Consider the following 12,883-nt stretch of genomic DNA (forward strand, 5'->3'; position numbering starts at 1 on the left):
CAGGCCCATGCCTTCCCAGACGCGCTTGGCAACGCGCTCGACGACCTCGTCGCTGACGGCGCCGTGGTCCTTGTGCCCCCACCACAGAAGCACATCGGTTTTCGCCAGTCGCTCCTCGCTCAGGCCATGCTCCGGTTCCTGCAGCGTCGCCGTCGTTGCCTCGATCGAAACGTCCGTGTTCAGCGCCGCCGCGATGGTGTTGTGCATCCCGTTCGGATAGATGCTCCTGACCACCTCATTGGTCTGCTCATGGATATTCTCGCCCCATACGATTGTTCTGATTGACATCGGCAAATTCCCGTTTATGCGCAGCTGTTAAAATTGAAAGCGGTTTCAATTTGTAAGGCTAGTGACACGCCGGCGCCTTTGCAAGAGCTTTTTGCCCTCTAGGCGTCAGTGGCCAGACATCAATGGAACGTGGATTTCGAGAAGACGTTGAGGACCACGACGCCGGCGATGATGAGCCCGAGCCCGAGCATGGCGGCAAGATCCAGCTTCTGGCCGAAGGCAAAGTATCCGACGAGCGAAATCAATACGATGCCGAGACCGCTCCAGACCGCATAGGCGATGCCGACCGGGATGTAGCGCAGCGTATAGGACAGAAAGAAGAAGGCGACAGCGTAGCAAACGACCATCGTCACGGTCGGCAACAGCCGGGTGAAATGCTGTGCCGCCTGCATCGCCGAGGTGCCAAGCACCTCGAAGACGATGGCAACGACCAGGACGGAATAGAGCATAGCGGGGTTCATCTGGGTCTCCATCCGGTCTATCGCGTCGAAAGCGCTTTGAGATTTTCAGCCAGGGCAACACGCGCCGCGGCATCGAGTTCATGGCTCTGCATCAGGTCGGCGAGCCAGAGACCGTCGGCGGCAAAACGGGCGAGCACGCAGTTGGGTGAAGAGTCGGTTTCCGCAAACTCCTGAGCCCGGCGGTTGACCCATTCGCGCCAGCGGATCTTCAGGTTCGGCTCGGCAATCAGCGCGATCGTCAGCATTCGCCAGCCCGGAACGTCGGTGTCGGGATCGAGCTTCGAGCAGACATCGACATAGGCGCGGGTAAAGCGTCCCTGCGCCTCCGGATCGCCAGCCATCGCCGCCTCGATCGCCGCATCGAAACGCGCGACGAGATCGTCGAACAAGCCATCGAGCAGCGCCGACTTGTTGGGGAAATGGTGCAGCAGCCCGCCCTTGCTGACGCCGGCCGCTTGCGACACCGCATCGAGCGTGATGCCCGCCACCCCCTGCTCGTGCGACAGGCGTGCGGCGACCTCCAGCAATTGCTGGCGGACCTGCTCGGGCTGCTTCTTGCGGCGATGGGCTTCTGTCATGCTTCCATAAAGATACCGTCTGGACGGTTTGTCAAGATCGATGTGTCGAACCGCGCGGAAACGCCGCAAAGGCGAGACTGGAAAGCCGTTGTCCACAAGACCTTGGCGGGCTAGGACTTCGGGGACGAAGGAAGCGGCAATGGCAGAACCGGAAACGACGACACTCTACGAAGCGATCGGCGGCGACCCGACGGTGCGCGCGCTGACCCGTCGTTTCTATGAACTGATGGATACGCTGCCCGAAGCGGCACGCTGCCGCGCGGTTCATCCACCTGACCTTTCCGGCAGCGAGCAAAAAATTCTACGAATATCTGACCGGTTGGCTTGGCGGTCCGCCGATCTATGTGGAAAAGCGTGGCCATCCGATGCTGCGGCGCCGGCATTTCGTTGCCGAGATTGGGCCGGAGGAGCGCGACGAATGGCTGCTCTGCTTTACCCGCGCACTGGAAGAAACGGTGGCTCACCCAAAACTGCGGCAGATCATTCTCGATCCGATCACCCGCCTCGCCTTGCACATGCAGAACAAGGAATGACCTGACAATGCCGACCAGTGGATTGCGCGCAACGACGCTCTTCGTCGCGGGATTGATGGGGATTGCCGGGGTGGTCAGTGCTGCAGCCGCCTCGCATGGCACCGACCCCAGGCTGCTCGCCGAGATCTCGGCCATGTGCCTGGCGCACGCGCCGGCGCTCGTCGCGCTTTATGCGGCCTGGCCGAGCTTCCGCACGGCTCCGGTCGCAGCCTTGCTGATCGCTTTCGGCACGGCGCTGTTTTCCGCTGACCTTGCCATGCGTCACGTGACCGGACAGGGCCTGTTTCCGATGTCGGCACCGCTCGGCGGCACGACGATCATGGCCGGCTGGCTTGCCGTTTCAATCGGCGCCTTCCTTCCACGAAAGGCGCCGTGACGCTCAACGCGCCAGTTTGAAGCTCTTGAGATCAGGCGCCTTCGACGACGGAAAAACCTTCGAACTTCGGCGGGCCGAGATACATCGAGCGGTTTTCGCCGGCATTCTTGTGCGCGGCCCGGAAGTTCTCCGACTTCGTCCAGGCGGAAAAGGCATCCTTGTCCTTCCAGGTCGAGTTCGAGACGAAGAGCGTATAGCCCTCGTCCGGCACGTTTTCGCCCCTCAGAAGATGAAACGAGACAAAACCCGGCATGTCCGCAAGGCTTGAATCGCGGCTCTTCCAGACGGCTTCGAAAGCCTCTTCCTGGCCAATGGCGATACGAAAACGGTTCATTGCGAAGAACATGGCCTGCCTCCTATGCGCTGTCTTTCTTGCGAGCCGCGTCGTTCGCGGCTCTCGGGAAGGCCAGAATAGTGCCCTCCTGCGGCTCCGCAAGCCCGAAAGGGTCGCGGCCGGGCCGGCGCGTTTCCCAAGACGGGAACTCGGTGACATTGGGGTTTTCCTCGATCATGCGCGAACGCCGCGTCAGCAATTCGTAGAGTTCGGGCACCAGCCCGTCGCCATTCTGCGCTGCCAATTTGTGCAGGCCGATCATCATGCACTTGTCCGGGCGGTTTTCATTCATCTCGAAAAAAATCTCCATGCGCGCGGAAGGTCAATCACCTCCATCGCGCGTCATATGTTTGGCTATGCCAAGTCGTTGCGGCTGTTGGTCAGGTCCTGCAGCGCCCGCTCAAGGCTCGACTTCGAGCCGTTGCGCAACGGCACGAAAGCCTTGCCCCACTTCTTGCAGCCGGTCTTCACGCGAAGACACGCATCGTGGCTGATGCAATCGATCGGGCAGAAAACACAGTCGACGGAAGGAAGGACACGGTCGATGCGCGATACCGCCTCGCGCAGGCCGCCATCGTGGTGAAGCAGCTCGGCACCGAAGGAGCTGACAATCTCGCGCAGATGCGCAACCTGGCAATCGCGTCCGCCGACATAGAGGAAACTGCGGCCTTCGAGTGTCGCCTTGGCGGCCTCTTCGCAGACCTCGACCCGTTCGGAACCGGAACGACCCTTGCCGTTCTTGGCCGCATTATGGTGACGCTTGCCGCGCATGCAATCTTCTCCGCCTCTTTGCTGCGTCGACGGCCCTCATGGCAACCGATCGCACCGGGATCGACACACACCGTTCGGTTGCGTCACGGCGGCAACTTATTAAACTTGATTATCAGAGTAAAGTATAAACATGAGTTTTATAATCATATTTTTCCCATCAGTTTTGAAGGGCTTCGGCTTCTGCCGCGGATCACACCGTGGCCGGCGGCAGTCGCCTAGCGAACACTTGCCTGAATAGGCAAAGTGAACGGTATTGCACTTTTTCCGGCCCCCTCTGGAATGGCAGGAAATGGAGCCGCACGGCGCACGGCATCAAGAGCAGCCGTGTCCAGAACGGGTGAGCCTGAACTCCCGGCAACGCTGACGCGGGAAACACCGCCGTCCGCCAACACCGTAAAACTCACCGTCGTCGTGCCCGACAGCCCCTGTCGGCGCGCTTCGGATGGAAGCTTGTATCGCCGGTTTATCTTCGCGCGAACTTTGCCATTGTAGTTCGACATATCGGCGTTGCCGACCGCGGTAGAGCGGTTCTTGCCGGTTGCCGCCGCAGAATTGCCGTTTACGTCCCCATCCAGCTTACCCTTGACCTGGCTCTGTGCCTGTTCCCCCTTGTCGCCCGTTTTCTTGCGGGTGACTTTCTTTTTCCTGACGGGATCCTTCTTGGGTTCAGGCTTTTCAACCTTCTCCTTCTTCGGCTCCTGGATCTCCGGCTTTTCCTCGGGCACGACCGTCTCGATCGGCGCGACGCTGGCAGTAACCACAGCCTCGGCGACCTGCAGGGTGGGAACCTGCTCGGCAGGCAGGATGACATCGGCTTCCGTGGCGATCAAATCATGCGGTTGCTCCGCCGTGATCTCCTGCGTGGTCGACGTGACGTCTTCGACCGGGGTAATCTCCTCGGGCTTGACTTCGTCGGGAACGTCTTCGGTCGGCTCGACGACTTCCGTCGGATCGCCGGACTGCAAGGTTTCTTCGAAGGCATCACCGAGGATCGCAACTTCGACCTCGGCACCGCCGGCGATCAGGTCTTGCGGCTGTTCCGGCGTAGAGGAGGCAAGGTACATGGCAACGCTGGTATGCGCCACGAGCGAGAAGGCAATTGCGCCGATCCATTTCACGGTATGCTTCATCTTGGCCTAACCTTCGCCGCGAGCCGCGACGCAAACGCAGTACTCAATGCGAAAAATCAACCTCAGCCCTTGAGTTCGACCGGCGACTTCGAACCGGTCTTGAGGCCCTTCATGCAGGCATCGCCCTCTACACCATCGCCGACGCAGGCGGGCGCGTCATTGATCAGCAGGCTCTTCACCGCTTCGCAATTCGTGCCGGGAAGATCGAACTGCCGAACCTTGGTCTTGCCAGCAGGCAGATCGCGGAAGTCGAGCACCGCCATGCGCTCGACCAGACCCTTCTGGTCGAAGATCACGAACTCAAAGGAAACCTTGCTCAAATTCTGCACGAAGGCGTTGCCGGCGACGAAGGTGAGCTTGCAGCCCTTCTGCGACGGCGTGACCTCGTTGAGTTCGATGTTGAGCGCGCCAGCGGACGACGCCTCCTGGGCGACTGCACCGCCTGCCGCAAGAACAAACGCGAATGCCACGGGAACAACCATACGGGAAAGGTGCATCATTCTAATACCACTCACGATCGGCGCTCCGAACCCTGGGAGCGTTGAAGTCGTCGCCATCTATCCACAAGCGCGGACATCTTAACTTGAGTGTGGCGATCCGGTATTGCGTCCATAAAGAAATATGAGTAATGAAGTCAAGATAGTAAACGAATTGCACGGCAGGAAATGCGGGAAAAACACCGCCTCCCGCCATCTAGAGACGACCGAACCGTGGCAGCCGACGACACCGATTATGCGCGATTTTCACAACCTGTAGCCTCCGCGCAGCGGGCCCAGCGGATCGTCGAGAGCCGCGACCTCTTTCGCGGCGAAAGCGAGATCCTCATTTCCCACGACGGGGCGATCTACCGCATGAAGATCACCCGCCAAGGCAAACTGATCCTGAACAAATAGGCAAATAACAATGACCGAGAGCCTCCGTCCCACCCCGTCCGAAATCCGTGCCTACCGCGCTGAGAACCCGAAAATGCGCGAGCGCGACATCGCGGCCCAGCTCGGAGTTTCGGAAGCAGCCCTCGTGGCGGCCGAATGTGGCTTGACCGCCGTGCGCATCGACGCGGATGCCAACCGCTTCCTGCTGCGCGCCGAGGAACTGGGTGAGGTCATGGCTTTGACCCGCAACGAAAGCGCAGTTCACGAAAAGATCGGCGTCTACGAAAAGATCACAACCGGCGAGATGGCCAGCATCGTGCTTGGCGAGCAGATCGACCTGCGCGTCTTCCCGAGCGCCTGGGCGCATGCCTTTGCCGTAACCAAGACCGATGACAGCGGCGAAGCCCGCAAGAGCCTGCAGTTCTTCGACAAATGGGGCAATGCGGTGCACAAGCTGCACCTGCGCCCGGCGTCAAATGTCGCCGCCTACGACAAGATCGTTGAAGACTTCCGTCTCGACGACCAGTCGCAGACCTTCGTTGCGGACGCCAGCGCACCGGCTGCCGATGACAAGCAGGAGAACGTCGTCGACGTCACCGAGCTGCGCGACCGCTGGTCCAAGATGACCGACACGCATCAATTCCACGGCCTGCTGCGCAAGCTGAAGATCGGCCGCCGCCAGGCGCTGCAGCATATCGGCGACGACTTCGCCTGGCGTCTCGACCCGTCGAGCATCGAAACGATGATGCGTGCCAGCGCCGAGATCGAACTGCCGATCATGTGCTTCGTCGGCAATCGCGGCGTGATCCAGATCCATTCCGGCCCGATCGCCAAGATCGCCCCGATGGGTCCGTGGCTGAACGTCATGGACCCGACCTTCCATCTTCACCTGCGCACCGATCACATCGCCGAGCTTTGGGCCGTGCGCAAGCCGACTGCCGATGGTCACGTCACCTCGATCGAGGCGCTCGACGCCAAGGGCGAGATGATCATCCAGTTCTTCGGCAAGCGTAAGGAAGGTTTTGCCGAGCGTCCCGAGTGGCGCGATATCGCCGAGGGCCTCGCACGCCTTGACACCACCGTCGCAGCTTAAGGACAGCGTGATGATCAACGGTCTCGACTTCCGCCGCCTTCGCCTCTGGGAGCTGGCTCTGGCCGCGTTTGCGGTTTCGGCTCCCTTCCTGTTGCCCGCCGTGGCGCCAGGGGCGCCGTCGTTCATCCGCCCGGCGATGGCACAGAGCATTGAGCAGCCGGACGTCTCGCGCGTCGTTTCGGTTGGCGGTGCGGTTACCGAGATCATCTACGCACTCGGCGAGGAAGGCCGGCTGGTCGGCCGCGATTCGACCAGCACCTATCCGGAAGCTGCAACCAAGCTGCCTGATGTCGGCTACATGCGCGCGCTCGCCCCGGAAGGCATCATCGCGGTCAATCCGACCGCGATCGTCGCCGTCGAAGGCAGCGGCCCGCCGGAGGCGCTCGCCATCCTGAAGGATGCCAACATCGCCTTCACCAGCGTGCCGGAAACCTTCGACAAGGACAGCATTCCGGCAAAGATCCGCTCGGTCGGCACCTTCCTCAATGTGCCCGACAAGGCCGATGCGCTCGCAAAGTCGGTGGAAGCCGACCTTGCTGCAGCGGTTGCCGGTGGTGCCAAGCGCCCGGAAGGCGAGCGCAAGCGCGTTCTTTTCGTGCTCAGCACCCAGGGCGGCAAGATCATGGCGTCGGGCACCGGCACGGCTGCCAACGGCATCATCGAGCTTTCCGGCGCGATCAACGCCGCCGGAAAATTCCCGGGCTACAAGGCCCTGACCGACGAGGCGATCATTGAAGCCAAGCCCGACGTCATCCTGATGATGGACCGCGGCGGTGAACACAGCGCCAAGGCGGACGAACTCTTCGCCCTGCCTTCGCTGAGCCTGACGCCTGCCGCCAAGACCAAGACGCTGATCCGCATGGACGGCCTGCACCTGCTCGGATTCGGCCCGCGCACCGCAAGCGCCATTCGCGAACTCAACGCCGCAATCTACGGAAAGAAGGCCAATGCCTCGCAGTGAGGCTTTGGACCTCGGCAGGCGCGTGACCGCCCTCGCCGCCGATATCCGGGCCGAATGGCGGTCGGGCAATCGTGCGCGGCTGGCCCGCGTCGTCATTGTTCTACTCGTCATCTTCGCGGCAGCCACCTTCATCGGCTCGATCATGACCGGTGCCGCCGACGCTTCGCTGTCCAACGTCGTGCGCTGGCTGCTCGGCGCGAGCGATGCGGATCAGGTCCTGAGCTTTCGCGACCGCATCATCATTCTCGACATCAGGTTGCCACGAGCGGTGCTCGGAATGCTCGTCGGCGCATCGCTTGCTGTCTCCGGCGTTGTCATGCAGGGGCTATTCCGCAACCCGCTGGCCGATCCCGGCCTTGTCGGCGTCTCCTCCGGTGCAAGCCTCGGCGCCGTTCTGCTGATCGTGCTCGGCTCGGCCGTGTTCGGCCCGCTGTTTGCGCTGTTCGGTTTTTATGCGCTCCCGGTCGCAGCCTTCATCGGCGGCCTTGTCACCACGCTTCTGCTCTACCGGATCGCCACCCGCGGCGGCCAAACCTCGATTGCCACCCTGCTTCTCGCCGGCATTGCGCTTGGCGCGCTCACCGGCGCCTTCACCGGCGTGCTGATCTTCATCGCCGACGACAAGCAACTGCGCGACGTCACTTTCTGGGGTCTCGGCTCGCTTGCCGGCGCCAGCTGGACGAAGATCGCCGCGGCCGCGCCGATCATCCTGTTGTCGCTCGCGGTCACGCCCTTTCTGGCGCGCGGCCTCAACGCCATCACGCTCGGCGAAGCAGCCGCGTTCCACATGGGCATTCCGGTGCAGCGCATGAAGAACATCGCCATCGTCAGCGTCGCCGCAGCAACCGGTGCGTCCGTTGCCGTCAGCGGTGGCATCGGCTTCGTCGGCATCGTCGTACCGCATCTGCTGCGCCTCGTCATCGGCCCGGATCACCGCTATCTCGTGCCGGCATCGGCGCTTCTCGGCGGAACATTGCTGATCCTGGCCGACATGATCGCCCGCACCATTGCCTCGCCTGCAGAGTTGCCGATCGGTATCGTCACCGCCTTCATAGGCGCGCCGTTCTTCCTCTGGATCCTGCTGCGCGGTCGCACGACCATGGGACTGTGAGCCGAAACCATGATCAAGGTATCCAACCTCTCCGTCCGGCTTGGCGGCCGCCAGGTCATCCACGGCATCTCGCTTGAGGCAGAGCCGGGCGCGCTGACCGCGATCGTCGGGCCGAACGGCTGCGGCAAGACAACGACGTTGAAGGCGATCTCCGGCGAGTTGCCGCCGGAAAGCGGATCAGTCAGCATCAATGGCCGCAATCTCAAGGGCCTGAAACCCTGGGAGCTCGCGCTGAAACGCGGGGTGCTTCCACAATCGACGGTGATCTCGTTTCCCTTCACGGTCCGCGAAGTGGTGCGGCTCGGCCTGACCGCAGGCGCGACATCAGATGCCAGGGCCAATGACCGCATTGCCGCCGAAGCGCTCGAGGCCGTCGATCTCGGCGGCTTTGCCGGGCGCTTCTATCAGGAGCTTTCGGGCGGCGAACAGCAGCGCGTGCAGCTGGCGCGCGTCCTCTGCCAGATTTCCAACCCGGTCGGCGATGGCGAACCGCGCTATCTGCTGCTCGACGAACCGGTCTCGAGCCTCGATATCCGCCACCAGTTGACCATCATGCAACTGGCGCGCCGGTTCTGCGAGCGCGGCGGTGGCGTCATCGCCGTCATGCACGATCTCAACCTGACGGCGATGTTCGCCGACCGGATGATCATGATGAAGGCCGGGAAGATCCGCGCAGGCGGCGCGCCGCGAGAGGTGTTGACCGACGAGACGATGGAGGTGGTGTTCGGCTGCCGCATGCAGGTCAGCGCCATGCCGGCAGCCGACGTGCCCTTCGTGTTGCCGCAGACGGCGACGCTCTAGCCGGCAAATCGCGCCAACTTCAAGATTTATCGAAACAATTTGCGCACTCGTGCGTTGTTCTCCCCGAAGTACCGGTCGTGGCAATGCGCTTGCCATGTCGGTGCCAACGGATCACGCCGGTCGTCCTTGGCCGGCGTTGCAGCGAAAGGGAGACCAATCATGGCTTCAGGCCTCTTCTCAGGTTCAAGTTCACGGTCGAGCAAGCGCAACGGCGCGCTCGCTGACATTTCCATCGAAGACCAGCTCAGCGAACTGCGTAGCGACATGGCGGCGCTCGTTGCCCTGCTTGCCGATCGCGGTGCCGACGCTTCGAAACAGGCGCGTAGCAAGGCGCACGATGCCCGCGAGCACGCGGAAGCCGGCCTTCAGGATTTGCTCGCAAGCGGCGAGGAACTGCTCGGCGATCTGCGCGACCGCTATGCCGGCACGGAAAAGCAGCTTCGCCATGCGGTACGCGAGCACCCGTTCGCAACGCTTGGCACGGCAGCCCTCATCGGTCTGATCGCCGCCGCACTGCTGCGGCGCTAGGTTCGATGCAGATCTTGGAACGGGGTGGGATCGCCAGACGCATCCCACCCGTTTTGACGTGTTACCAGGAGTAAATGCGCATGGGACCACTCGGGGCCGCTCTGTCCGCCTTGCTGGCTGCCGACATCGGCGCCACCGCATCACGTTTCAAGCGCAACGCCGCCTTGTGCGCCGTCGTCGCCGTGCTGCTTGTCACCGCCTACATCTTCGCACTGATCGCCATCGCGCTTTATCTCAGCGCCGCCTATTCGCCTGTGGTCGCCGCCGCGTCGATAGCCGCAGCCCTCATCCTGACGGCCTTGATCCTGATCATCGTGATGATTGCCCTGCAAGGACGGGATAGGCGGCTCGCCGAAGAGCGCCGCCGTCGGTCGATGATGCAAACCAATCTGACGATGCTGGCCGCAGCAAGCATCCTGCGCAAACAGCCGCTGCTCGCCGTGGGCACGGCCCTTGCCATCGGCGCCTTGCTCGGCACCGGCAGGAAGCGCAGGCCGCGACGGGAAACCTAAAGCGGCAAGCGGATCAGCGCGGTCACGCCGGCCGCCATATATTCGACCTTCACCGAACTGCCGAGAACCTTGTCGAGGCTGCGCTCTATCAGGATGGAGCCAAAGCCTCGACGTTTCGGTTCGCGCACGGGCGGTCCGCCGACCTCCGTCCAGGTCAGGTGCAATACCGCTTCGCCTTCTTCGACGACGTTGCGCGCCGTCAGCACCACCTTGCCGGTCGGCACCGAAAGGGAGCCGTATTTCACCGCATTGGTCGCAAGTTCATGCAGCACGAGCCCCAGGCCGACGGCCTGGTCGGGGCCGAGCAGCACCTCGTCCTTGTGCAGTTCGATCTGGTCCGCATAGACGCTGACATGCGGCATCAATTGCTTGGAGATCAGGTCCGCAAGCCGGATCGTGCCCCACTCATGGTCCGAGAGAAGTCCATGCGCCTCGGAGATCGCTTGCAGTCGTCCGGCAAAGGCGGTCATGAATTCGGCCGGGTCGCTGGTCTGGCGCAGGGTCTGGCGGGCGAGCGACTGCAGCATCGCCAGGGTATTCTTGACCCGGTGGTTGAGTTCCTTGAGCAACAGCCGCGTTCGCTGCACCGATGCCTGCTGGTCGGTGACATCGATGGTGACACCGATGAAGGTCAGCGGATTTCCCTTGGCATCCCGATCGTGCACCCGCCCGCGGCCGAGCAGCCAACGGCCGGTGTTTCCGACCCGGAACATCCCGTCATATTCCTCGTCCGCCTTCATCGCCTGGCGAAGCTTGGCGAAGGTTGCGCCGCGGTCATCGGCATGGATGGCGCCGAACACTTCCCTGGCGCCGAACGACCGATCGGCCGGCAAGCCGAACATGCGCATAAAGGCGCTGTTGCCGACGATCACGCCGGAGCGAACGTTCCAGAGCCAGCTGCCGATATTGGCCGCCTCAAGCGCCATCGCGTGGCGCTGTTCCTCGCGGGAGAGCGCTGCCTCCTTGATGGCGCGCCGTCGCGCCTCGTCCTTGAGCTTGAGAAGCGAGGCGGCAAGATCGGCAAGCCGGCGCAGCTGCTCCATCAGATGCGGTGCGACCTCGCTGCGCGCGGCAACGTCGAGCACGCAGACCGTGCCGACCGGCTGGCCATCGAGAACGATCGGCGCGCCGGCGTAAAAGCGCAGGAATGGCGCGCCGGCGACCAGCGGCCGATTGCGAAAACGCAGATCGACTGAGGCGTCGAGTACAACTAGGCCGTTGCCTCCCGCATCGGCTGCCGCGTGCACGCAGAACGAATCCTCCGATGACGCCCGCGTCTCCGTGGTACCGACCGCCGCCTTGAACCATTGCCACTCGCGGTCAAGCAGGCTGACGAGCGCGATCGGCGCATCGAAGAGGCGGACAGCGATCTCGGCAATGCCGTCGAAATCCGCATCGGGTACCGCCATGTCCGGCACCGTCGCATGCAGCACGCTCAACCGCTCGGGCGCGTCGAGCAGCGATGTCTCCGGCGGGGCGGTCTTTTCTTCTCTTTTTTCGCGCATCCGGCCTCAACTCCAAACTGCCGCACCCGTCAGCCGGCGCCGATTGCCATTGACACACGGCGCTCTTCTGCGGAGACGTTCAGGCCGCCAGTGAAAGCAGGGCTGCTCTCGATTTGCAACGCTCTGGCGGCCAAAAAGAGCTGTCGGATCAGGAAACGAATGCCCGTGAGGTAATGGGAGCGGACGTTTCGTCCGGACCGTAGTCGTTTTCGCCCTGCACCTTGAGGATATCCTGAAGGCGCTGGCGGGCGCGGTTCACCCGGCTCTTGATCGTGCCCAGGGCGCAGCCGCAGATCGTCGCCGCTTCCTCATAGGAAAAACCCGACGCGCCGACGAGGATGATCGCCTCGCGCTGGTCCGGGGGCAGCGTCTCGAGGGCCCGGCGGAAATCCTGCAGGTCGAGCGAACCATATTGTTCCGGATGATGGGCAAGCGATTCGGTGAAATGGCCGTCGCTGTCCTGCACCTCGCGTCCGCGCTTGCGCATCTGGCTGTAGAGCTCGTTGCGCAGGATCGTGAACAGCCAGGCCTTCATGTTCGTGCCCATCTGGAAGTGGTCCTGCTTGGCCCAGGCTTTCATGATCGTGTCCTGAACAAGATCGTCGGCCCGGTCATGACGACCTATGAGAGACATGGCAAAGGCGCGAAGGCTCGGCAGGGCGGCGAGCATCTCTCGCTTGAACTCATTCTTTTCAGACGACATTCTGGCGCTCACTCCCTTCCCTGCAGAACCGACTGCCGCTCGGCTGCGTCGAGTTTTTCCAGAAGATCGAGAAAGCGCGAAGGTATCGCTTCTTCCTGAACGGACTGATAGAGCGCCTTTAACTTGGCCGCGATCTGCGTGTTTGGGTCTTCGGACCATGAGGTCGTACCGGAAGTGCGCCCCGCCCCTGTTTTATACTTCATTGTCAATCTGTCGCCTTGTGGTGTTCATTACCGCCTTAACGCGTCTGAAAAATGAAATGTTCCCTCCCGGAACTTTTTTTTGCGTGAAACGTTTTGGAGCATCACTGCAAGATTATATTCTCG

At 62.2% G+C, this 12,883-nt stretch carries 19 protein-coding genes and 1 pseudogene; 9 read left to right on the forward strand and 11 right to left on the reverse strand.

Going from position 1 to position 12,883, the window contains the following annotated elements; all coding sequences use genetic code 11:
• From ASD03_RS21010 to ASD03_RS21020, 3 genes are all read right to left on the reverse strand, one after another.
• Positions 1-288, reverse strand: a 288-nt coding sequence (locus ASD03_RS21010; protein WP_348523277.1) for a ThuA domain-containing protein, incomplete at its 3' end; no start/stop codon positions are given.
• 119 nt (positions 289-407) lie between these two features.
• Positions 408-749, reverse strand: coding sequence for an SMR family transporter (locus tag ASD03_RS21015; protein WP_025428080.1), 342 nt, complete (start codon positions 747-749; stop codon positions 408-410).
• Positions 750-766: 17 nt separating this feature from the next.
• A complete protein-coding gene (locus ASD03_RS21020) occupies positions 767-1,327 on the reverse strand; it encodes a TetR/AcrR family transcriptional regulator (protein WP_025428081.1) in 561 nt (186 codons plus the stop codon).
• Between the two features lie 139 nt (positions 1,328-1,466).
• Here ASD03_RS21020 and ASD03_RS21025 point away from each other — a divergent pair.
• Positions 1,467-1,860 (forward strand): annotated as a pseudogene (locus ASD03_RS21025) (globin).
• 7 nt (positions 1,861-1,867) lie between these two features.
• The gene (locus ASD03_RS21030) at positions 1,868-2,236 is read left to right on the forward strand and encodes a DUF423 domain-containing protein (protein ID WP_025428082.1); all 369 of its coding nucleotides are present in this window, start codon (positions 1,868-1,870) and stop codon (positions 2,234-2,236) included.
• A 31-nt stretch (positions 2,237-2,267) separates the two neighbouring features.
• Here ASD03_RS21030 and ASD03_RS21035 read toward each other — a convergent pair whose 3' ends face one another.
• The 5 genes from ASD03_RS21035 to ASD03_RS21055 all read right to left on the reverse strand — a co-directional run bounded on the left by ASD03_RS21035 (position 2,268) and on the right by ASD03_RS21055 (position 4,968).
• Complete coding sequence (locus tag ASD03_RS21035) at positions 2,268-2,582, reverse strand: antibiotic biosynthesis monooxygenase (RefSeq protein ID WP_025428083.1); 315 nt, start codon at positions 2,580-2,582, stop codon at positions 2,268-2,270.
• Between the two features lie 10 nt (positions 2,583-2,592).
• Positions 2,593-2,862 carry a hypothetical protein gene (locus tag ASD03_RS21040; RefSeq protein ID WP_025428084.1) on the reverse strand — a complete coding sequence of 90 codons (270 nt, stop codon included), beginning with the start codon at positions 2,860-2,862 and terminating at the stop codon, positions 2,593-2,595.
• Positions 2,863-2,924: 62 nt separating this feature from the next.
• Positions 2,925-3,341 (reverse strand): DUF2325 domain-containing protein, encoded by a 417-nt coding sequence (locus ASD03_RS21045; RefSeq protein WP_025428085.1) that lies wholly within the window; start codon positions 3,339-3,341, stop codon positions 2,925-2,927.
• A 215-nt stretch (positions 3,342-3,556) separates the two neighbouring features.
• The gene (locus tag ASD03_RS21050) at positions 3,557-4,471 is read right to left on the reverse strand and encodes an energy transducer TonB (protein WP_025428086.1); all 915 of its coding nucleotides are present in this window, start codon (positions 4,469-4,471) and stop codon (positions 3,557-3,559) included.
• Positions 4,472-4,533: 62 nt separating this feature from the next.
• Complete coding sequence (locus ASD03_RS21055) at positions 4,534-4,968, reverse strand: hypothetical protein (RefSeq protein WP_107028056.1); 435 nt, start codon at positions 4,966-4,968, stop codon at positions 4,534-4,536.
• A 213-nt stretch (positions 4,969-5,181) separates the two neighbouring features.
• Here ASD03_RS21055 and hemP point away from each other — a divergent pair, with 213 nt between their 5' ends.
• The 7 genes from hemP to ASD03_RS21090 all read left to right on the forward strand — a co-directional run bounded on the left by hemP (position 5,182) and on the right by ASD03_RS21090 (position 10,349).
• On the forward strand, positions 5,182-5,364 hold the full coding sequence (gene hemP, locus ASD03_RS41335; protein ID WP_025428088.1) for a hemin uptake protein HemP: 183 nt from the start codon (positions 5,182-5,184) through the stop codon (positions 5,362-5,364).
• Positions 5,365-5,374: 10 nt separating this feature from the next.
• Positions 5,375-6,436, forward strand: coding sequence for a hemin-degrading factor (locus ASD03_RS21065; RefSeq protein WP_025428089.1), 1,062 nt, complete (start codon positions 5,375-5,377; stop codon positions 6,434-6,436).
• 10 nt (positions 6,437-6,446) lie between these two features.
• The gene (locus ASD03_RS21070; protein ID WP_025428090.1) at positions 6,447-7,397 is read left to right on the forward strand and encodes a hemin ABC transporter substrate-binding protein; all 951 of its coding nucleotides are present in this window, start codon (positions 6,447-6,449) and stop codon (positions 7,395-7,397) included.
• The gene (locus tag ASD03_RS21075; protein WP_057216116.1) at positions 7,384-8,508 is read left to right on the forward strand and encodes an iron ABC transporter permease; all 1,125 of its coding nucleotides are present in this window, start codon (positions 7,384-7,386) and stop codon (positions 8,506-8,508) included. The genes ASD03_RS21070 and ASD03_RS21075 overlap by 14 nt, the downstream gene beginning before the upstream one ends.
• Positions 8,509-8,517: 9 nt before the next feature.
• Positions 8,518-9,309, forward strand: coding sequence for a heme ABC transporter ATP-binding protein (locus tag ASD03_RS21080; protein ID WP_025428092.1), 792 nt, complete (start codon positions 8,518-8,520; stop codon positions 9,307-9,309).
• A 159-nt stretch (positions 9,310-9,468) separates the two neighbouring features.
• Positions 9,469-9,837 carry a DUF883 family protein gene (locus ASD03_RS21085; RefSeq protein ID WP_025428093.1) on the forward strand — a complete coding sequence of 123 codons (369 nt, stop codon included), beginning with the start codon at positions 9,469-9,471 and terminating at the stop codon, positions 9,835-9,837.
• A gap of 80 nt (positions 9,838-9,917) precedes the next feature.
• A complete protein-coding gene (locus tag ASD03_RS21090; RefSeq protein WP_025428094.1) occupies positions 9,918-10,349 on the forward strand; it encodes a hypothetical protein in 432 nt (143 codons plus the stop codon).
• Here the strand turns inward: ASD03_RS21090 and ASD03_RS21095 are convergent.
• The 3 genes from ASD03_RS21095 to ASD03_RS21105 form a co-directional block, all read right to left on the reverse strand.
• A complete protein-coding gene (locus tag ASD03_RS21095; protein ID WP_025428095.1) occupies positions 10,346-11,854 on the reverse strand; it encodes an HWE histidine kinase domain-containing protein in 1,509 nt (502 codons plus the stop codon). The genes ASD03_RS21090 and ASD03_RS21095 overlap by 4 nt on opposite strands.
• A gap of 148 nt (positions 11,855-12,002) precedes the next feature.
• Positions 12,003-12,557 (reverse strand): RNA polymerase sigma factor, encoded by a 555-nt coding sequence (locus ASD03_RS21100; RefSeq protein WP_025428096.1) that lies wholly within the window; start codon positions 12,555-12,557, stop codon positions 12,003-12,005.
• 8 nt (positions 12,558-12,565) lie between these two features.
• A complete protein-coding gene (locus ASD03_RS21105) occupies positions 12,566-12,760 on the reverse strand; it encodes a NepR family anti-sigma factor (protein WP_025428097.1) in 195 nt (64 codons plus the stop codon).
• Between the last annotated feature and the right edge of the window lie 123 nt (positions 12,761-12,883).

The sequence above is a fragment of the Ensifer sp. Root127 genome, from assembly GCF_001425225.1.
Classification (GTDB): Bacteria; Pseudomonadota; Alphaproteobacteria; order Rhizobiales; family Rhizobiaceae; genus Ensifer; species Ensifer canadensis.

Coding starts and splice junctions, on each gene's coding strand:
- ASD03_RS21015 (WP_025428080.1), bottom strand. CDS start 749: ATGAACCCCGCTATGCTCTATTCCGTCCTGGTCGTTGCCATCGTCTTC.
- ASD03_RS21020 (WP_025428081.1), bottom strand. CDS start 1,327: ATGACAGAAGCCCATCGCCGCAAGAAGCAGCCCGAGCAGGTCCGCCAG.
- ASD03_RS21030 (WP_025428082.1), top strand. CDS start 1,868: ATGCCGACCAGTGGATTGCGCGCAACGACGCTCTTCGTCGCGGGATTG.
- ASD03_RS21035 (WP_025428083.1), bottom strand. CDS start 2,582: ATGTTCTTCGCAATGAACCGTTTTCGTATCGCCATTGGCCAGGAAGAG.
- ASD03_RS21040 (WP_025428084.1), bottom strand. CDS start 2,862: ATGAATGAAAACCGCCCGGACAAGTGCATGATGATCGGCCTGCACAAA.
- ASD03_RS21045 (WP_025428085.1), bottom strand. CDS start 3,341: ATGCGCGGCAAGCGTCACCATAATGCGGCCAAGAACGGCAAGGGTCGT.
- ASD03_RS21050 (WP_025428086.1), bottom strand. CDS start 4,471: ATGAAGCATACCGTGAAATGGATCGGCGCAATTGCCTTCTCGCTCGTG.
- ASD03_RS21055 (WP_107028056.1), bottom strand. CDS start 4,968: ATGCACCTTTCCCGTATGGTTGTTCCCGTGGCATTCGCGTTTGTTCTT.
- ASD03_RS21065 (WP_025428089.1), top strand. CDS start 5,375: ATGACCGAGAGCCTCCGTCCCACCCCGTCCGAAATCCGTGCCTACCGC.
- ASD03_RS21070 (WP_025428090.1), top strand. CDS start 6,447: ATGATCAACGGTCTCGACTTCCGCCGCCTTCGCCTCTGGGAGCTGGCT.
- ASD03_RS21075 (WP_057216116.1), top strand. CDS start 7,384: ATGCCTCGCAGTGAGGCTTTGGACCTCGGCAGGCGCGTGACCGCCCTC.
- ASD03_RS21080 (WP_025428092.1), top strand. CDS start 8,518: ATGATCAAGGTATCCAACCTCTCCGTCCGGCTTGGCGGCCGCCAGGTC.
- ASD03_RS21085 (WP_025428093.1), top strand. CDS start 9,469: ATGGCTTCAGGCCTCTTCTCAGGTTCAAGTTCACGGTCGAGCAAGCGC.
- ASD03_RS21090 (WP_025428094.1), top strand. CDS start 9,918: ATGGGACCACTCGGGGCCGCTCTGTCCGCCTTGCTGGCTGCCGACATC.
- ASD03_RS21095 (WP_025428095.1), bottom strand. CDS start 11,854: ATGCGCGAAAAAAGAGAAGAAAAGACCGCCCCGCCGGAGACATCGCTG.
- ASD03_RS21100 (WP_025428096.1), bottom strand. CDS start 12,557: ATGTCGTCTGAAAAGAATGAGTTCAAGCGAGAGATGCTCGCCGCCCTG.
- ASD03_RS21105 (WP_025428097.1), bottom strand. CDS start 12,760: ATGAAGTATAAAACAGGGGCGGGGCGCACTTCCGGTACGACCTCATGG.